General features: G+C 64.3%; 17 protein-coding genes and 1 tRNA gene. 7 read left to right on the forward strand and 11 right to left on the reverse strand.

What is annotated here, in order from left to right; genetic code table 11:
• Positions 1–4: 4 nt before the first annotated feature.
• The 7 genes from LQK81_RS19280 to xylF form a co-directional block, all read right to left on the reverse strand.
• Complete coding sequence (locus LQK81_RS19280; RefSeq protein ID WP_230808010.1) at positions 5–193, reverse strand: hypothetical protein; 189 nt, start codon at positions 191–193, stop codon at positions 5–7.
• Positions 194–720: 527 nt separating this feature from the next.
• On the reverse strand, positions 721–921 hold the full coding sequence (locus LQK81_RS19285; protein WP_230808011.1) for a helix-turn-helix transcriptional regulator: 201 nt from the start codon (positions 919–921) through the stop codon (positions 721–723).
• Between the two features lie 212 nt (positions 922–1,133).
• On the reverse strand, positions 1,134–1,382 hold the full coding sequence (locus LQK81_RS19290) for a hypothetical protein (RefSeq protein WP_230808012.1): 249 nt from the start codon (positions 1,380–1,382) through the stop codon (positions 1,134–1,136).
• Between the two features lie 109 nt (positions 1,383–1,491).
• Positions 1,492–1,568, reverse strand: a tRNA-Arg gene (locus tag LQK81_RS19295).
• A 211-nt stretch (positions 1,569–1,779) separates the two neighbouring features.
• The gene (locus tag LQK81_RS19300) at positions 1,780–2,565 is read right to left on the reverse strand and encodes an ATP-binding cassette domain-containing protein (RefSeq protein ID WP_230808013.1); all 786 of its coding nucleotides are present in this window, start codon (positions 2,563–2,565) and stop codon (positions 1,780–1,782) included.
• A 14-nt stretch (positions 2,566–2,579) separates the two neighbouring features.
• On the reverse strand, positions 2,580–3,893 hold the full coding sequence (locus tag LQK81_RS19305) for a sugar ABC transporter permease (protein ID WP_230808014.1): 1,314 nt from the start codon (positions 3,891–3,893) through the stop codon (positions 2,580–2,582).
• A 344-nt stretch (positions 3,894–4,237) separates the two neighbouring features.
• Positions 4,238–5,275 (reverse strand): D-xylose ABC transporter substrate-binding protein, encoded by a 1,038-nt coding sequence (gene xylF / locus LQK81_RS19310; RefSeq protein WP_230808015.1) that lies wholly within the window; start codon positions 5,273–5,275, stop codon positions 4,238–4,240.
• Between the two features lie 244 nt (positions 5,276–5,519).
• Here xylF and LQK81_RS19315 point away from each other — a divergent pair, with 244 nt between their 5' ends.
• Complete coding sequence (locus tag LQK81_RS19315) at positions 5,520–6,737, forward strand: ROK family transcriptional regulator (RefSeq protein WP_230808016.1); 1,218 nt, start codon at positions 5,520–5,522, stop codon at positions 6,735–6,737.
• 102 nt (positions 6,738–6,839) lie between these two features.
• Here LQK81_RS19315 and iolG read toward each other — a convergent pair whose 3' ends face one another.
• Positions 6,840–7,832: an inositol 2-dehydrogenase gene (iolG, locus tag LQK81_RS19320; protein WP_230808017.1), complete on the reverse strand. Its 993-nt coding sequence runs from the start codon at positions 7,830–7,832 to the stop codon at positions 6,840–6,842.
• A 351-nt stretch (positions 7,833–8,183) separates the two neighbouring features.
• Between iolG and LQK81_RS19325 the strand changes: the two genes are divergently transcribed.
• Positions 8,184–8,429 carry a hypothetical protein gene (locus LQK81_RS19325; RefSeq protein ID WP_230808018.1) on the forward strand — a complete coding sequence of 82 codons (246 nt, stop codon included), beginning with the start codon at positions 8,184–8,186 and terminating at the stop codon, positions 8,427–8,429.
• Positions 8,430–8,472: 43 nt separating this feature from the next.
• Here LQK81_RS19325 and LQK81_RS19330 read toward each other — a convergent pair whose 3' ends face one another.
• Entirely contained in the window at positions 8,473–8,982 is a 510-nt protein-coding gene (locus LQK81_RS19330; protein ID WP_230808019.1) for a hypothetical protein, read from the reverse strand.
• 9 nt (positions 8,983–8,991) lie between these two features.
• On the reverse strand, positions 8,992–10,008 hold the full coding sequence (locus LQK81_RS19335) for a LysR family transcriptional regulator (RefSeq protein ID WP_230808020.1): 1,017 nt from the start codon (positions 10,006–10,008) through the stop codon (positions 8,992–8,994).
• Positions 10,009–10,275: 267 nt separating this feature from the next.
• Between LQK81_RS19335 and chvE the strand changes: the two genes are divergently transcribed.
• The 4 genes from chvE (at position 10,276) to araD1 (ending at position 15,336) form a co-directional block, all read left to right on the forward strand.
• The gene (chvE, locus tag LQK81_RS19340) at positions 10,276–11,346 is read left to right on the forward strand and encodes a multiple monosaccharide ABC transporter substrate-binding protein (protein WP_230808021.1); all 1,071 of its coding nucleotides are present in this window, start codon (positions 10,276–10,278) and stop codon (positions 11,344–11,346) included.
• A 117-nt stretch (positions 11,347–11,463) separates the two neighbouring features.
• The gene (mmsA, locus tag LQK81_RS19345; RefSeq protein ID WP_230808022.1) at positions 11,464–12,999 is read left to right on the forward strand and encodes a multiple monosaccharide ABC transporter ATP-binding protein; all 1,536 of its coding nucleotides are present in this window, start codon (positions 11,464–11,466) and stop codon (positions 12,997–12,999) included.
• Positions 12,999–14,207, forward strand: coding sequence for a multiple monosaccharide ABC transporter permease (mmsB, locus tag LQK81_RS19350; RefSeq protein ID WP_230808023.1), 1,209 nt, complete (start codon positions 12,999–13,001; stop codon positions 14,205–14,207). Before mmsA ends, mmsB begins: the two co-directional genes overlap by 1 nt.
• 133 nt (positions 14,208–14,340) lie before the next feature.
• Positions 14,341–15,336, forward strand: coding sequence for an AraD1 family protein (gene araD1, locus LQK81_RS19355; RefSeq protein WP_230808024.1), 996 nt, complete (start codon positions 14,341–14,343; stop codon positions 15,334–15,336).
• 20 nt (positions 15,337–15,356) lie between these two features.
• Here the strand turns inward: araD1 and LQK81_RS19360 are convergent, their stop codons facing one another.
• A complete protein-coding gene (locus LQK81_RS19360; protein ID WP_230808025.1) occupies positions 15,357–15,497 on the reverse strand; it encodes a hypothetical protein in 141 nt (46 codons plus the stop codon).
• Between LQK81_RS19360 and LQK81_RS19365 the strand changes: the two genes are divergently transcribed.
• Entirely contained in the window at positions 15,496–16,929 is a 1,434-nt protein-coding gene (locus tag LQK81_RS19365; RefSeq protein ID WP_230808026.1) for an aldehyde dehydrogenase family protein, read from the forward strand. The genes LQK81_RS19360 and LQK81_RS19365 overlap by 2 nt on opposite strands.
• Positions 16,930–16,937: the final 8 nt, after the last annotated feature.

A 16,937-nucleotide genomic window follows, 5' to 3' on the forward strand; every position in this document is an offset into this window, starting at 1 on the left:
GTCCTCAAAATTCTGGCCGCGAATAGTCAATACCGTCGACGTAGCCAGTCTTCGGCTGCTCCTCCGTCCCACGATTTGGGAAAATGGCGATGGTCACTTCGCCGTACTTGACCTCCATGCGGCAACCTGTCGCCTTCGCCACTGTGGCGAGCCGCATGAGCTCTGGTTGGGTGATGACGGCTTTCTTGGTCATGGCTTCCCCTCATGGCAGGGCGAAAAAGTGACAGGATGCGCGAGGGGGGCAGCGACCTACCAGTCTTTAAGGCCGCTATCGTCAGGTCCCTGGGCAGGAGCATCCGGCACAACGATTGGCGAGACGACGATGCTGCCGTCCGGATCAAGCCGAACAGTAACGTTCTTTTCGCGGGCGATGTCGGCAGCTCTTCGAACTATCGCATCAGACCAGCGGCGCCGACGTAGTCTCTCTTTCATGTCCGCTGCTTTTTTTGTCATGCGATCAGCCCAAGCACGGCCAGCGATTCATCGCCGGGGCTCACGCCACTGAGCGTACGCGAGGGCCCAAAGGCCCACCAAATTCAGAAGTGGCAGGAATGCTACAATTGCCCACCAACCCGAAAAGCCGGCTTTGTTAAGTATTCTCACAACGGGGATCGCCGTGCTGAGCCAGATGAGAACTATTAGCCAGTGCCATATGCTGAATCCGTCCATGGAGTCTCCCTCTCGCCCTATGCGCGCAAGGTGACACGGTGCACGCACGAGTCAAGATGGCGCGCGGCGCTCAAGCTCTTCGATCCACGCCCGAAGGGTCGACTTGCGTGCGGCAACTGTCTTGCCGATCTTGAACGACGGCATAATCCGGCGAGCGGTTAGGTCATAGACCTGCCGGCGGGTGAATCCAAGAAAGGCGGCTATGGCGTCGGCCCCCAACAGCATGTCGCCGGCAATCGGCTCGTCGTCCATGGCGCCCTCTGCAAAGGCTAAAGCAAAAAATGGCGCTCACATTGGTAGCAAGTAGTGACGGGATACACGCGGGTGTCAAGGTGGGGTCGCGCTACGCAATTCACCTAACAGCTGTTGTACTTCTGAAAATTGCATCGCCGCTGCCGACCATTGCGTGGGCAGGACATCTTTCTCGTAGTCCAGTTCCTTCTGGTTGCGGCCTCGCACGATCCTTATTGGGATAGGAACTCTATCTCTTCGCCCTCATCGTCATCGTAGATGAAGTCTTCCACCTGATAGTCCGGGAACCGGATGTTCGAAGTCAGCAAAAGGCGGACCTGGCAGTCGCGCTGGAGGCCAGTCATGTTGCCTAGCACCTGGCGGACGAACTCCGTCGGATCCTTCAGTTCTTTCGCGATGGTCCGTAGGGTGCTGTCATAGGGTAGGGGCATACCTGAAAGCTGCCAGAGCGCGTACAGCATTGCAATCTCTGTGAAGAGAAACCGATATGCTCACGCATCATCCGCTTCCTATATGCTTCCTGTGGGAATTTCAGAGTAGGCTCAATCGCCCGTAAGTTATTGAATTTTATGGCGCACCCGACAGGATTCGAACCTGTGACCTTTGGAATCGGAATCCAACACTCTATCCAGCTGAGCTACGGGTGCTAACCGTTTCCGGCGAAGAATCGCCGGGCCGATGGCTGGTTCTTAACCCAGGTCGCGTGCCGCTTCAATCGGCAATTTTGCTTCCCCTGGCGAAACCGGGGGAGGGGGCGGTTTCTGTGACTGCGGAGGTTCGGCCGGGCGGGCAGGAAAACTCCGCCGTACCCGTGGGGTCGGCGGAGTTTGGCGGGTGTCGGGGCGCCTGCGCGGAGGGTCAGGCCGTCTGCATGGCGCCGGGGCCGGGGATGGCCTTGGGCGGGCACTTGCCGAGGATGATCATGCCGAGCACCTCGTCCTTGGTCACGTCCTCGGTCCGCGCATGGCCGACGACCTGGCCGTTCTTCATCACCGAGACGCGGTCGGCGAGGTCGAAGACGTCGTGGATGTCGTGGCTGATCAGGAAGATGCCGATACCCTCCTTCTTCAACTGCTTGATCAGTTCGCCGACCTGCGCCGTCTCCTGAGGCCCCAGCGCCGCCGTCGGCTCGTCCATGATCAGGATGCGGGCGTCGAACAGGATCGCGCGCGCGATGGCGACGGACTGGCGCTGGCCGCCGGAAAGCGCCTTCACCGGCTCCTTGAAGCGCTGGAAGTTGGGGTTGAGCCGCCCCATCACCTCGCGGGCCTTCGCCTCCATCGCTACGTCGTCCAGCGTGCCCCAGGGTGTGCGCAGCTCGCGGCCGAGATAGAGGTTGGCGGCGGCGTCGACGTTGTCGGCGACGGCGAGCGTCTGGTAGATCGTCTCGATGCCGTATTTCTTGGCGTCGCGCGGGTTGTTGATCTCGGCCGGTTCGCCGTTGACCAGGATCTCGCCGGCGTCGCGCCGATAGGCGCCGGAGAGGATCTTGATCAAGGTCGACTTGCCGGCGCCGTTGTGGCCGAGCAGGGCCACGACTTCCCCCGGAAAGAGATCGATCGAGGCGTTGTCGACGGCGTGGATGCCGCCGAAGGAGATGGAGATGTTCTTCATTTCCACGAGCGGAGTGCGTTGGTCTGACATGGGCGTACTCCTTCTTACTTGGCTCGGGCGCGGTAGACGGTGTCGAGCCAGACGGCGACGACGAGGACCACACCGACGACGATGCGCTGGAACGGGCTGTCGATGCCGAGAAGCACCATGCCCGACTGCAGCGACTGCATGACGAGGGCGCCGATCATGGCGCCGGCGATGGTGCCGACGCCCCCGGCGAGCGAAGTGCCGCCGATGACGGCGGCGGCGATCGTGTAGAGCTCGTCGAGCTCGCCCTGGGCGTTCGTCGCCGCATTGAGGCGGGCGGTGGAGATCGCCGCCGCGATGGCGCAGAGCACGCCCATCAGCATGAAGATCTTGACGGTGACCCAGCGGGTCTTGATGCCGGCCAGTTCGGCCGCTTCCGGGTTGCCGCCGAGAGCGAAGACGTAGCGGCCGAAGCGCAGGCGGGTGGCGATGAAGGTCATGACGATGCCGACGGCGATCGCGATGAGAACGGGAATGGCGATGCCGTGCGAGATCTGCAGGCCGCCGTCCGGCCAGGCGATGCCGTTGGCGTCGGCATAGCGGCGGGCGATGTTGGTCGGCCAGTAGTAGGCGTTGGCGATCGAGACGGCGCCGAGGACGAGCACGCAGCCGAGCACGGCGAGGAAATACTCTGCCCAGACGGGGCGCAGCGGAAAGCCGAAGCGCTTGCGCTGCTTGCGCGAATTGAGGATCGCGCCGACGATGGCGACGCAGGCGAGGATGCCGACGATCCAGCTGGCGGTGGCGCCGATCGAGCCCTCGGTGCCGCCGCCCATAAGGCGGAAGGTGGCGTTCATGGGCGCAACGGTCTGGCCCGACGTAACGAACCAGGTCGCGCCGCGCCAGACGAGCAGGCCGCCGAGCGTGACGATGAAGGCGGGCACGTTGAGGAAGGCGATGATCGAGCCCTGCAGCGCGCCGATGGCGGCGCCGACGAGGACGCCGCAGCCAAGCGTGATGATCCAGATCGCCGGATGCTCGAGGCCCAGATATTGCGGCAGGATCTTCGCCTGCATGACGCCCATGATCATGCCGCAGAAGCCGAGCACGGAGCCGACCGAGAGGTCGATGTTGCGGGTGACGATGATCAGCACCATGCCGGTCGCCATCACGGCGACGGAGGAGGTCTGCACCGTCAGGTTCCACAGGTTGCGCGGCGTCAGGAACAGTCCGCCGGTCAGAAACTGGAAGCCGAGCCAGATGATGACGAGCGCGCCGACCATGCCGAGCAGGCGGGTGTCGATCTCGGTTGCCCGGAAAAAGCGCCGGATCGGATTTTCATCCGCATTCCGGGCGCGGTTTGCCTGGCGTGTTTGTGTGATGTCGGCCATTTCTGTGCCTTTCCCCCCACGTCGTATTTGTTGTTTTTGCCACTCCCCGTCTCGCCAGAGCGAATGAGGAGGCGGCAGGTCTTTCTACGGCAGGCCATTGCATAGGCAACAATACCCCTCCCAAACCCTCCCCACGAGGGGGAGGGCTTAGCCCGGTCGCCCCGTCGAAATTCAGTCAGGGCGAGAGCCGGCCGCAAATCTTCTCCCCCCTTGTGGGGGAGATGGCCGGCAGGCCAGAGGGGGAATTGGCTGTAGCGCGTTACCTCTCCACTTCACCGGCGCAAGCGCCGCAACGGGTCGCGTTGCGGCGCTCGGGAGGTCGGTTTCACCCTCGTCCGGATGGATCACTTGCAGGCGGCGAGGTCGCCCTTGACGCCCTGGCAGGCTTCGTCCTTGGAGATCCAGCCGGCGTCGATGACGACGTTCAGGTTTTCCTGGGTGATCGGCAGCGGCGCTAGGAAGACCGACTGCATGGCAACGCCCTTCGGGCCGCCGTCGAAGGTCGTCACACCTGCGATCTCTTCCATCTTCTTGCCGCCGGCGAGTTCGACGGCGATTTCGGCGGCGCGCTTGCCGAGTTCGCGGCTATCCTTCCAGACCGAGACGGTCTGCGTGCCGAGCGCGATGCGGTTCAGCGCCGCCTTGTCGGCGTCCTGGCCGGAGACCGGGACGGAGCCGGCCAGCCCCTGGGCGTCGAGCGCTGCGATCGCGCCGCCGCCGGTGCCGTCGTTGGAGGCGACGACCGCGTCGACCTTGTTGTCGTTGGCGGTCAGGAACTGCTCCATGTTCTTCTGGGCGATCTCGGGCTTCCAGCCGTCGGTATAGGCTTCGCCGACGTTCTTGATCTTGCCGCCGTCGATCGCTTCCTTCAGCACTTCCATCTGGCCGGAGAAAAGGAAGTCGGCGTTCGGGTCGGCGGAGTTGCCCTTGATGAAGACGTAGTTGCCTTCCGGCTTCACCTTGAACACCTCGCGGGCCTGCATGCGGCCGACTTCCTTGTTGTCGAAGGTGATGTAGAAGGCGGCCGGGTTCTCGATCAGGCGGTCGTAGCCGACGACCGGGATGCCCTCGGCGGCGGCCTTCTCGATCGCCGGGCCGATCGCGTCGGAATCCTGCGCCAGCACGATCAGGGCGTTGGCGCCCTGGGCGATCAGCGATTCGACGTCAGTCAGCTGCTTGGCGGCGGACGACTGGGCGTCGGCCGAGATGTACTTGTCGCCGGAGGCTTCGAGTGCTGCCTTGATCGCGGCTTCGTCGGTCTTCCAGCGCTCTTCCTGGAAGTTCGACCAGGAAACGCCGACCACGAGGTCCTTGGCCTGCGCGACCGAATGCAGCGATACGATGACGGCAACCCCTGCCATCAGCTTCAGAACTGATTTCATTTCATCCTCCCAAATGAATGCCGGCCGTCCGGACGAACCCTCCCGTCACCGTCGACGACCAACCAGGACACTGCCGCAAATTCCCTGCCCTCAAGCTCTCCCGGAATTTTCTCGACAGTCGAGAAAATAAATGTCAGATGTTGCGGAGGCTGTCAACAAGGGTGTCTGGCCCTTGTGGAGGGTTGCAACTGATGCTTTGGGAGGAGCATTCGTTGGACGTGCGCATCGAGATCGGAGTTCCTGCATGCTGACGCGATCGAGCACCGAGCTGGTGCGTCAGCAAAACAGCGCGCTCGTGCTGGCGTCGCTGCGCCGGCTCGGCGCACAGTCGCATACCGAACTCTCCGCTCGCACCGGCCTTGCCTCCGCCACGGTCTCGGCCATTACCGCCGAGCTGGAGCGGGCCCGGATCATCGAGAGGCTGGAGCACCAGAGCGCCGGCGGCCGCGGCCGCCCGCGGGTGCTCTTCAGCCCGCGACGGGACTGCGGTTATCTCGTCGCCGTGCGGATCTCCTCAGACGTCGTGCAATATTCGCTCGCCGACTATGCGGGCACGCTGATCGACCGCTTCGAGGAGTCGCGCCAGCATGCCGATCCCTCGACGGAGCGGTTCGTCGTCACGTTGCGGGAAGGGCTCGCCAAGGCGCTGCAGCGTTCCGCGCTTGGCCGCGAGCGTGTGCTCGCCGTCTCGATCAGCAGCAAGGGCATCGTCGATCCGACCGCAACGCGGCTCCTCTGGTCGCCGGTCTTTGGGACCGCGGAGATCGACTTCGCGTCGGTCCTTTGCGAATGGTCCTCCGTCACGCTCAGCAACGAGACGCTGCTCGTCGCCCATGCGCTCGGCCGGCGGGCGGAGAAGGCGGGCGAGGGCGGGCGGTCGCTGGCGGCGCTGTCGCTCGGCCACAGCGTCGGGCTTGGCATCGCCAGCGGCGACGCCGACGGCGACCTCAAGGTATCCGCCCCCAACTTCGGCCACATGCTGCACGCCACCGACGGCAAGGCCTGTCGCTGCGGCGCGCAGGGCTGCATCGAGGCCTCCGCCGGGTTCTACGGCATCCTGCGCACCGCCTTCGAGGTGCCGCCGGACACGATCCCGGCCAAGTTCGTCCCGCTTGCGGAGATGGACAAGATCGCGCTGCGGGCCCGCCAGGGGCACCGGATGTCGGAATATGCCTTCCGCCAGGCTGGCCTTGCGCTCGGCCAGGGCCTGTCGCGTGTCTTCAGCCTGCACGAGAGCATGCCGGTCACCATCACCGGGCTGGGCGCGCGCTTCATGGATCTCCTGTCGCGTGGGATCGAGGAAGGGCTGATGCAGACACAGCAGGGGCGCCTGCAGGGCATGCCCGCGATCACCATCGCGCCGGACGAGGCGACGCTCGTCTTCGAGGGGCATCTCGACCGGGCGCTGACGCAGGTCGACCGGATGCTCGCAGGAGAACGGCCGGTAACGGGCGACAAGTGACGGGTACAGGGTGAGGGGCGGCCATCCCGCCCGGCCCGGCCGGGGAGCCGGGCGCAAAAAAAAGGCCGGGCTCGGAGCCCGGCCAGTTGCTGGGAGGCGTCGTCAGCCGATCGCGACCTGCCGCTTTTCCTTGACCGATGCCAGCGCCGCATCGGCGATGACGAGCGCTGCGAGACCGTCCGCGCCGGAGGGGGCAAGCGGTGCTCCTTTCTCCAGGGAGGCGATGAAACCGGCGATCTCGTTGGCATAGGCTTCGGTGTAGCGGGTCATGAAGAAATCGTGCAGCGGCGGGCGGGTATAGCCGTCGCCGGTGGCGACCTCGATGGAAACCGGGCGCTGGTTTTCCGCAGCCACCATGCCCTTCGAGCCGTGCACCTCGATGCGCTGGTCGTAGCCGTAGGTGGCGCGGCGCGAATTGGAGATGATCGCCTGCCGGCCGGACGCCGTCTGCAGGATCACCGAGACGCTGTCATAGTCGCCGGCCGCGCCGATCGCCTTGTCTACCAGCACGGCGGCCGTCGCGGTGACCGCGACCGGCTCCTCGCCGAGCAGGAAGCGGGCCATGTCGAAATCGTGGATGGTCATGTCGCGGAAGATGCCGCCGGAGCGCTTGATATAGTCCACCGGCGGGGCGCCGGGGTCGCGTGAGGTGATCGTGACCATCTCGACGTCCCCGATCCTGCCGGCGTCGATCGCTGCGCGCACGGCCATGAAATGGGGGTCGAAACGACGGTTGAAGCCGACCATCAGCTTGCCGTTCGTCTCCTTGACGACCTTCATGCAGGCGCGCACGCGCTCGACGTCGAGGTCGATCGGCTTCTCGCAGAAGACCGCCTTGCCGGCCCGGCAGAAGCGTTCGATCAGGTCGGCATGGGTATCGGTCGGGGTGCAGATGACGACGGCATCGACGTCGCCTGCCGCCTCGATCTCGTCGATCGTGCGCACGGCGCAGCCATACTGCGCGGCAATCGCCTCGGCGGCCGAAGGAAAGGCGTCGGCAACGGCGACGAGGGTGGCGTCGGGGTTGCCGGATACCGCCTTGGCGTGAACCTTGCCGATGCGGCCGGCGCCGAGGAGACCAAATCTGACGGTCATCTGTCGTGCTCTCATATAGCCGGACGGTTCCGTCCGGCAGGGGCGGGGCTCTGCGCTTCCCCGGATCGCGCCCGCCGCCAGGCGGGATTCGGGCGAGAATCGGTCCGACATTGCCGGTATGGAACATGCAGTCTGAATTATCTCTCCCGTGGAATATTCATTCCATTGCGGGCCTGTGTCGTCAAGGGCTGGATTGCCGTTTGCACGGTGAAAGCATAGCCGCTTCCCGCATCTCCTGCATGGGCATGCCGCCCGATCGGGTACCATGTTTCATCGGAGACGACAGAACCGGTTTTCCTTTGGCAAGGAATGGCTCTAAGAGGGCACTGGAGAAAAACGGGAGCCAGCCTCATGAAATTCATCGATCCGACCCATCCGGTCTATCGTCCGCTTTGGGTGCGGCTTCTGATCGTGGGGAGCTGCGCGGCCTGGACGGCGGTCGAGTACTATAACGGCCAGGAGACCTGGGGGCTGATTTTCCTTGTCGTCAGCGCCTATGCCTTCGCCCAGCTGATCCTGTTCTACAAGCCGGACGAGGCGCGCACACCGGAGAAGAAGGCGGAGGAAAAGGCGTCGGGGGAAAACGGCGAGACGTGACGGAAGGCTCCAAGGCGTGTCGCGATCTTTTACGCGACACGCTTTAGCGGCGAAGGCCCAGGGACGTCTCCGCCTGCATCCGCCGCAGCGTCTCGTCGATCAGCATGTTGGCGATCATCATGCGCCGCGTGGCGTTTTCCCGGAATTCCGGCGGCGCGGTGTCGGGATGGTTGTCGCGGGCGAAGGCACGGCGGATGTCTGCGAGCTGTGCCCGCGTCTCCTTCCCGGTGAGGCCGAGATCGGCGGCGATCGCCTCCGGCCCGGTCCGCAACAGATGCGGCGGCGGCTCGGGCGTGGCCGGCGCGGCCTCGGCGGGAGGGTCGGCCTGCGTGACAGGTTCGGCCCGTCCAGGCGCGTCGAAGCCGTCCAGGTCGCGATAGGCGGCTGCGGCGGCGCCGGGCGCGACCGAAGGCCGGCCGGTGGAAAGCACGGTGAAGTCCGGATGGGCGCTGCGGACAGCTTCGCCCGTGTCTTCGACGGGGGCGGCCTGCCCGGCGTCCTCTTCTTCCCGCAGGCGTTCCAGCACGCTCTCGAATACGCTCTTGCCGAACATCCCTCGCCCTCAGCCGTCCGCACGGTCCGGAAAGAGCATCCGGCTGCGCTGGAGAATCAGATCATAGAACAGCTTGGCGCTCGGCGGCAGCTCCCGGCCTTTGACGGCGATGAGGCTGTAGGGCTTGATGTCGATGTCGAAGTCGGTCTTCAGGATGCGCACCTCGCTCGGTCCCCCGCCGTTCCCCGTGACGAACTCGGCCATGTCGAGGGCGATCGGGGCGATCGCGTTGGAGGAACAGACGAGCGCCACCGTCAGGAGCAGCGAGGCGGTGTTGACCACCGTCGCCGGCAGGGGAACGTCGCCGGCGATGAAGAGCTCCTCGACCCGCCGGCGCAGCAGCGTTCCCGGCGGCTGGAACACCCAGTCGTAGGAGGGCAGGTCCGTCAGCGACACGGTTTCCTTCTCGGTCAGCGGATGTCCCTTGCGCACGATCAGGCAGGCCTTCTCCACCCCGATCTCCTGGACGTGGAAGAGGCGCGGATCGAGGTCGTCGGGCACGCGCGCCATGATGAAGTCGTGCCTGGAGGAGATCAGTTCGCGGGCCAGCACGTTGCTCGTCTCGATGCGGACGTTGACCTCGATGCCGGGATAGGCGGCGCTGACCTGCTGGATCGCGGGTACCGCGAGGCTGATCGCCGGTGCCGCCACCGTGCCGAGGAAGACCGTGCCGCCGGCACCGGATTTCAGCGCGGCGATTTCGCGGTCGACCTCGTCCAGTTCCAGCAGGATGGTGCGGGCGCGGCGGGCGAAGGCCTGGCCGAACTGGGTGAGCTCGACCCCGCGCGAAACCCGTTCACAGAGCGGAACCTTCACGATACTCTCCATCTCCGTCAGCATGCGCGACGCCGCCGGCTGGGAGATGTTGAGGGCCGCGGCCGCCGCGCTGACCTGCTTGTGCTGGTCGATCGCGACGATCATGCGCAGGTGGTTCAGCTTCAACCCCGAGCGGAGCAGCCCGACGCCGAGCTGGTCGTCCGCGGGGCGCTCGGGCGTCGGCTGGCCGACGAATATGGCTTCGTGCATATGTTAACCGTGTTCCTTCACGCAAAAATCATATCATTGGCGATCAGTATATCGCTTTTGGTATGGGATTAGAAGCTTATTGTATTTGACAGATATAGCGTTTCGGTAGAGTTTGCCGCCAGGTGCGCTCGTGCCCAAGGGAGTTGAGGCCGGGAGGGGTAATTATCCTTTTCCTCCGTTGGAGACCGTCGTCTGCGACAGCGGGCAGCGAAGCACTGAATTCGGTCTGGACGTGGAGTCAGGCCTGTACAAGGGAGAGACTTTATAATGAAATTGATCACTTCGCTTCTTGCTGCGGCTGCCATCAGCGTGGCGTCGTTTGCTGTCCCTGCGTTTGCGCAGGACAAGGGCACCGTCGGCATCTCCATGCCGACCAAGACCTCGACCCGCTGGATTTCCGACGGCGAGACCATGGAGAAGCTGTTCACGGAGGCCGGCTACACGGCCGACCTGCAGTTCGCCGACGACGATATTCCGAACCAGCTGGCCCAGATCGAGAACATGGTCACCAAGGGTGCCAAGGTTCTCGTCATCGGCGCCATCGACGGCACCACGCTGTCCGACATCCTGTCCAAGGCGCACGACGCCGGCGTCAAGGTGATCGCCTATGACCGCCTCATCCGCGATTCGGGCAATGTCGACTACTACGCCACCTTCGACAACTTCCAGGTCGGCGTCCTGCAGGCGACCAGCCTCGTCGACGGTCTGAAGGCCCAGTTCGGCGACGTCAAGCCGTGGAACGTCGAGCTCTTCGGCGGTTCGCCTGACGACAACAACGCCTTCTTCTTCTACGACGGTGCGATGTCGGTCCTGCAGCCGCTGATCGACAGCGGCGACGTTGTCATCAAGTCCGGCCAGCAGGGCATGGACCAGGTCGGCACGCTGCGCTGGGACGGTGCTGTCGCCCAGGCCCGCATGGAAAACCTGCTGTCCTCGACCTACACGGATGCGCAGGTCCATGGCGTCCTGTCGCCCTATGACGGCCTGTCCATCGGTATCCTCTCGGCCCTGAAGGGCGTCGGCTACGGCTCGGGCGACCAGAAGATGGCGATCGTCACCGGTCAGGACGCCGAGCTGCCGTCGGTCAAGTCGATCCTTTCCGACGAGCAGTACTCGACGGTGTTCAAGGACACCCGCGAGCTCGCCAAGGTCGCCGTCAACATGACGGACGCCATCCTCGGCGGCAAGGAGCCGGAAGTGAACGACACCAAGACCTACGACAACGGCGTCAAGGTCATTCCGTCCTACCTGCTGAAGCCGGTCGCCGTCGACAAGTCCAACGCTAAGGACATCCTGGTCGGCGCGGGCTACTACACCGAAGATCAGATCAACAACTGATAGCGGTCTGAAATCGGAGGGTCCGCGATCGGTTGCGGACCCTTTTATCTTGGCGGGGGAGCCTGTAGACTCTGGCTCCAGACCGTCGCACGCAGAATGCTGCCGGAATGCCTGAACATGGACAACATCATCCTCGAAATGCGGAGCATCACCAAGACGTTTCCAGGCGTCAAGGCGCTCGACGACGTCAGCTTCAAGGTCCGCGAAGGTGAGATCCACGCGCTGGTCGGCGAAAACGGTGCCGGCAAGTCGACCCTGATGAAAGTGCTGAGCGGCGTCTATCCCGCCGGCACCTACGAGGGCGAGATCCACTATGACGGCGAACTGCGCCGCTTCGCCACGATCGCCGACAGCGAAGAACTCGGCATCATCATCATCCACCAGGAGCTGGCGCTGGTGCCGCTGCTCTCCATCGCCGAGAACATCTTCCTCGGCAACGAGATCGCCACCAACGGCGTGATCCACTGGCCGCAGACCTTTGCGCGGACCCAGGAACTGCTGCGCAAGGTCGGCCTGACCGAGCCGCCGGCGACGCTGATCACCGATATCGGCGTCGGCAAGCAGCAGCTGGTCGAGATCGCCAAGGCGCTGTCGAAGAAGGTGCGCCTGCTGATCCTCGACGAGCCGACCGCGTCGCTGAACGAAAGGGATTCCGAGGCGCTTTTGAAGCTCCTGATGGAGTTCCGCGCCCAGGGCATGACCTCGATCATCATTTCGCACAAGCTGAACGAGATCAAGAAGGTCGCCGACAAGATCACCATCCTCCGCGACGGCGGCACGGTGGAGACGCTGGACTGTCACAAGGAAGACATCAGCGAGGACCGGATCATCAAGGGCATGGTCGGCCGCGACATGGAAGACCGCTATCCGCCGCGCGAGCCGAAGATTGGCGAGAACCTGCTGGAAGTGAAGAACTGGAACGTCTTCCACCAGCATCACCGCGACCGGCAGTTCCTGCACGACATCCATTTCAACGTCCGCGCCGGCGAGGTCGTCGGCATCGCCGGGCTGATGGGCGCGGGCCGCACCGAGACCGCGATGAGCCTGTTCGGCAAGTCCTGGGGCCACAAGATCACCGGCGAAGTCTTCATGCGCGGCAAGCCAGTCGACGTCAGCACGATCCCGAAGGCGATCGACGCGGGGCTGGCCTACGTCACCGAGGACCGCAAGCATCTCGGCCTCGTGCTGATGAACAACATCAAGCAGAATACCACGCTTTCGAACCTCGAGGCCGTCTCGAACAACGGCATCATCGACGACCACAAGGAAACGAAGGTCGCGACCGACTACCGCTCGAAGCTGCGCATCCGCTCGCATTCGATCTATCAGGAGACGGTGAACCTCTCCGGCGGCAACCAGCAGAAGGTGGTGCTGTCGAAATGGCTGTTCACCAATCCGGAGGTGCTGATCCTCGACGAGCCCACCCGCGGCATCGACGTCGGCGCCAAGTTTGAAATCTACAGTATCATCAACCAGCTTGCAGCCGAGGGTAAAGGCATTCTGATGATCTCTTCGGAGATGCCCGAGCTGCTTGGAACCTGCGATCGCATCTATGTCATGAATGAAGGACGTATCGTCGCGGAGCTTTCCAAGGAGGAGGCAAGCCAAGAATCCATCATGCGCGCCATCATGCGCTCCGGGGAGAAACACTAATGGTCGCCGATACCAGCGCTCCAACTTCGAAACCGTCCATCGGGGACTATCTCAAGAACAATATCCGTGAGTACGGCCTGCTCGTCGCGCTCGTGGTCATCATGGTGTTCTTCCAGATCCTGACGAACGGCGTCCTGTTCCGGCCGGTTAACATCACCAACCTGGTGCTGCAGAACTCGTTCATCGTCATCATGGCGCTGGGCATGCTCTTGATCATCGTCGCCGGGCACATCGACCTGTCGGTCGGCTCGATCGTCGCCTTCATCGGTGCGATCTCGGCGATCATGCTGGTGAAATGGGGCCTGCCCGCCATCGTCGTGGTTCCGGCATGTCTCATCGTCGGGGCCATCATGGGGGCGGCGCAAGGCTACTGGGTAGCCTACCAGAAGATCCCTGCCTTCATCGTCACGCTGGCCGGCATGCTCGTCTTCCGCGGCATGACCTACGTCGTGCTCGGTGGCCGCCCGATCGGCCCGTTCCCGAAGGAATTCCAGATCCTCTCGACCGGCTTCGTGCCCGACTTCCTGTACTTCCTCAATCCCGCGCCCGAGACCATCAAGAACATGGTCGCGCTGGTGGCCGTCGTCGTCCTCGTTGCGCTGGCGATCTGGGCCGGGTTCCGCAGCCGGCGGATCAACGAGGCGCATGGAACGGAGAACGAGCCCTTCGTGTTCTTCGCAATCCAGATGGCCGTGATCACCGTCGTGGCGCTGTTCATCGGCTTCCAGCTCTCGACCTATCGCGGTCTGCCGAACGTGCTGGTCGTCATGGGCGTGCTGATCGCGCTCTATTCCTTCGTCACCACCCGCTCGACCGTCGGCCGGCGCATCTACGCCATGGGCGGCAACGAGAAGGCGGCGAAGCTTTCGGGCATCAACACCGAGCGGCTGACCTTCTACACTTTCGCCAACATGGGTGTGCTGGCCGCACTCGCCGGCATGATCATCACGGCGCGCCTCAACTCGGCGACGCCGAAGGCCGGCGTCGGCTTCGAGCTGGACGTGATCGCGGCCTGCTTCATCGGCGGCGCGTCTGCTTCCGGCGGCGTCGGCAAGATCACCGGTGCCGTGATCGGCGCCTTCATCATGGGCGTGATGAACAACGGCATGTCGATCATGGGCATCGGCATCGACTACCAGCAGCTGATCAAGGGTCTGGTGCTGCTCGCTGCCGTGTTCTTCGACGTCTACCAAAAGAACAAGGGCTGATCGGCCCAGCGCCGGACAGCCGCACCGTCGTCAACCAATCGGGCCGCGGGGCGGTCGGGCGGCGCGGCAACTGTCGCGCCGGTGGCGGAGCCTTGCCGAGGCGGGCCGTCGCGAACGAACAAGGACAAGGACCATGCTGGTATCACAGTTGAAGAATGCCGACGGCTCGATCACGGTGGCCGCACGCGAGGACGGGCAGGGCGCCCGAGCCGTCAGGAACGCGGCGAGCCTGCATGCGCTGGCGATGGAAGCCGCCGACGGCGGCAAGAGCCTGAAGGCGGTGATCGAGGCGCACGGCTACGGCGAGGCGATCGACCTGGAGAAGGCCTATGCCGAAGGCCGGCTGATCTCGCCGATCACCCATCCCGATCCCGCCCATCTGCACCTGACCGGCACCGGCCTGACGCATCTGGGCTCGGCTGCCACCCGCGACGCGATGCACAAGAAGACGACCGAGGCGGCCGCCGAGACGCTGACCGATTCCATGAAGATGTTCCGGATGGGTCTCGAAGGCGGCAAGCCGAAGCCGGGCGAAAAGGGCGTGCAGCCGGAGTGGTTCTACAAGGGCAACGGCACGCAGGCCGTGGCCCCCGGCGGCGCGCTGACCTCGCCCTCCTTTGCCGAGGATGGCGGCGAGGAGCCGGAAATGGCCGGCATCTACATCATCTCGTCGAAGGGCCAGCCCTTCCGCCTCGGCTTCGCCGTCGCCAACGAATTTTCCGACCACGTCACCGAGCGGGTGAACTACCTGTGGCTGGCCCATTCCAAGCTGCGCCAGGCGAGCTTCGGCCCGGAGATCCGCATCGGCGCGGCACCGGACGACATCCGCGGCTTCTCGCGCATCGTCCGCGACGGCAAGGTCCTGTGGGAAAAGCCGTTCCTGTCGGGCGAAGCGAACATGTCGCACACCTTCGCCAACCTCGAATACCATCATTTCAAGTACGACCTGTTCCGCCAGCCGGGCGAGGTGCACGTGCACATGTTCGGCACCGCGACGCTGTCGTTCGGTGATGGCGTCAAGACGCAGGAAGGTGACGTGTTCGAGATCGGCGCCGACGGTTTCGGCCTGCCGCTGCGCAATCCCCTGGCAATTGCCAAGGAAGAAAAGATCGAAATCCGGCAACTCTAGAGCAACTCCGGCGGAAGGGTTCACCAGAATTGTTCCAGATTGTAGTTTTTGCCGCATTGTCCGACGTCGAAGCAATCCCGCTTCGGCTGGAAATGCTCCAGTAACAGACCCGGGCGCGGCGTCCGCGCCGGGTCGCGATGAGACAGGAGGGCCTTGCCCATGACCATCCACCAGAACCTGATCGCCGGCGAATGGGTCGGCAGCGATGCGATCAAGAACATCAACCCGTCGAACACCAACGACGTGGTCGGCGAATACGCCCGTGCGTCCGCCGACGATGCCAAGGCCGCGATCGCCGCCGCCAAGGCCGCCTTTCCGGGCTGGTCGCGTTCCGGCATCCTCGAGCGCCATGCGATCCTGAAGAAGACCGCGGACGAGATCCTGGCGCGCAAGGACGAGCTCGGCACGCTTCTGGCGCGCGAGGAGGGCAAGACGCTGCCGGAGGCGATCGGCGAGACGATCCGCGCGGCGCAGATCTTCGAATTCTTCGCCGGCGAGACGCTGCGGCTTGCCGGCGAGGTCATCCCCTCGGTGCGGCCGAACATCGGCGTCGAGATCACCCGCGAAGCCGTCGGCGTCGTCGGCATCATCACGCCGTGGAACTTCCCCATCGCCATCCCCGCCTGGAAGATCGCGCCGGCGCTGGCCTATGGCAATACCGTCGTCTTCAAGCCGGCCGAGCTTGTGCCCGGCTGCGCCTGGGCGATCGTCGACATCCTGCACCGCGCCGGCCTGCCGAAGGGCGTGCTCAACCTCGTCATGGGCAAGGGCTCGGTCGTCGGCCAGGCGATGCTGGAAAGCCCGGACGTCGCCGCCATCACCTTTACCGGCTCGACCGGCACGGGCAAGCGGGTGGCGGCAGCCTCGATCGAGCATAACCGCAAGTTCCAGCTGGAGATGGGCGGCAAGAACCCCTTCGTCGTGCTCGACGACGCCGACCTCACCGTTGCCGTCGAGGCCGCCGCCAATTCCGGCTTCTTCTCCACCGGCCAGCGCTGCACGGCCTCGTCGCGGTTGATCGTCACCGAGGGCATCCACGACAGGTTCGTCGCCGCGCTGACGGAGAAGCTGAAGACGCTGGTCGTCGACGACGCCCTGAAGGCCGGCACCCATATCGGCCCGGTGGTCGATGCCGGCCAGTTGAAGCAGGACACCGACTATATCGAGATCGGCAAGGGAGAGGGCGCCAAACTGGCCTTCGGCGGCGATCTCGTCAAGCGCGACAATCCGGGCTTCTACCTGCAGCCGACGCTGTTCACCGAGGCGACGAACGCCATGCGGATCAGCCGCGAAGAGATCTTCGGCCCGGTCGTCTCCGTGATCCGGGTGAAGGACTATGACGAGGCGCTGGCGACCGCCAACGACACGCCGTTCGGCCTGTCCTCGGGGATTGCCACGACGAGCCTGAAGCATGCGACGCACTTCAAGCGCAATGCCGAGGCCGGCATGGTGATGGTCAACCTGCCGACGGCCGGCGTCGACTTCCACGTCCCCTTCGGCGGCCGCAAGGGCTCCTCCTACGGCCCGCGCGAACAGGGCAAGTACGCCAACGAGTTCTACACCACCGTCAAGACCGCCTACACGCTGGCGTGACCGCGCCG

The organism is Rhizobium sp. GN54 (assembly GCF_021026345.1).
Lineage (GTDB): Bacteria > Pseudomonadota > Alphaproteobacteria > Rhizobiales > Rhizobiaceae > Mycoplana.

What these genes read in the sequence shown, in the direction of transcription:
- LQK81_RS19280 (WP_230808010.1), bottom strand. Translation starts at nt 193, where the DNA reads ATGACCAAGAAAGCCGTCATCACCCAACCAGAGCTCATGCGGCTCGCC.
- LQK81_RS19285 (WP_230808011.1), bottom strand. Translation starts at nt 921, where the DNA reads ATGGACGACGAGCCGATTGCCGGCGACATGCTGTTGGGGGCCGACGCC.
- LQK81_RS19290 (WP_230808012.1), bottom strand. Translation starts at nt 1,382, where the DNA reads ATGCTGTACGCGCTCTGGCAGCTTTCAGGTATGCCCCTACCCTATGAC.
- LQK81_RS19300 (WP_230808013.1), bottom strand. Translation starts at nt 2,565, where the DNA reads ATGTCAGACCAACGCACTCCGCTCGTGGAAATGAAGAACATCTCCATC.
- LQK81_RS19305 (WP_230808014.1), bottom strand. Translation starts at nt 3,893, where the DNA reads ATGGCCGACATCACACAAACACGCCAGGCAAACCGCGCCCGGAATGCG.
- xylF (WP_230808015.1), bottom strand. Translation starts at nt 5,275, where the DNA reads ATGAAATCAGTTCTGAAGCTGATGGCAGGGGTTGCCGTCATCGTATCG.
- LQK81_RS19315 (WP_230808016.1), top strand. Translation starts at nt 5,520, where the DNA reads ATGCTGACGCGATCGAGCACCGAGCTGGTGCGTCAGCAAAACAGCGCG.
- iolG (WP_230808017.1), bottom strand. Translation starts at nt 7,832, where the DNA reads ATGACCGTCAGATTTGGTCTCCTCGGCGCCGGCCGCATCGGCAAGGTT.
- LQK81_RS19325 (WP_230808018.1), top strand. Translation starts at nt 8,184, where the DNA reads ATGAAATTCATCGATCCGACCCATCCGGTCTATCGTCCGCTTTGGGTG.
- LQK81_RS19330 (WP_230808019.1), bottom strand. Translation starts at nt 8,982, where the DNA reads ATGTTCGGCAAGAGCGTATTCGAGAGCGTGCTGGAACGCCTGCGGGAA.
- LQK81_RS19335 (WP_230808020.1), bottom strand. Translation starts at nt 10,008, where the DNA reads ATGCACGAAGCCATATTCGTCGGCCAGCCGACGCCCGAGCGCCCCGCG.
- chvE (WP_230808021.1), top strand. Translation starts at nt 10,276, where the DNA reads ATGAAATTGATCACTTCGCTTCTTGCTGCGGCTGCCATCAGCGTGGCG.
- mmsA (WP_230808022.1), top strand. Translation starts at nt 11,464, where the DNA reads ATGGACAACATCATCCTCGAAATGCGGAGCATCACCAAGACGTTTCCA.
- mmsB (WP_230808023.1), top strand. Translation starts at nt 12,999, where the DNA reads ATGGTCGCCGATACCAGCGCTCCAACTTCGAAACCGTCCATCGGGGAC.
- araD1 (WP_230808024.1), top strand. Translation starts at nt 14,341, where the DNA reads ATGCTGGTATCACAGTTGAAGAATGCCGACGGCTCGATCACGGTGGCC.
- LQK81_RS19365 (WP_230808026.1), top strand. Translation starts at nt 15,496, where the DNA reads ATGACCATCCACCAGAACCTGATCGCCGGCGAATGGGTCGGCAGCGAT.
- LQK81_RS19360 (WP_230808025.1), bottom strand. Translation starts at nt 15,497, where the DNA reads ATGGGCAAGGCCCTCCTGTCTCATCGCGACCCGGCGCGGACGCCGCGC.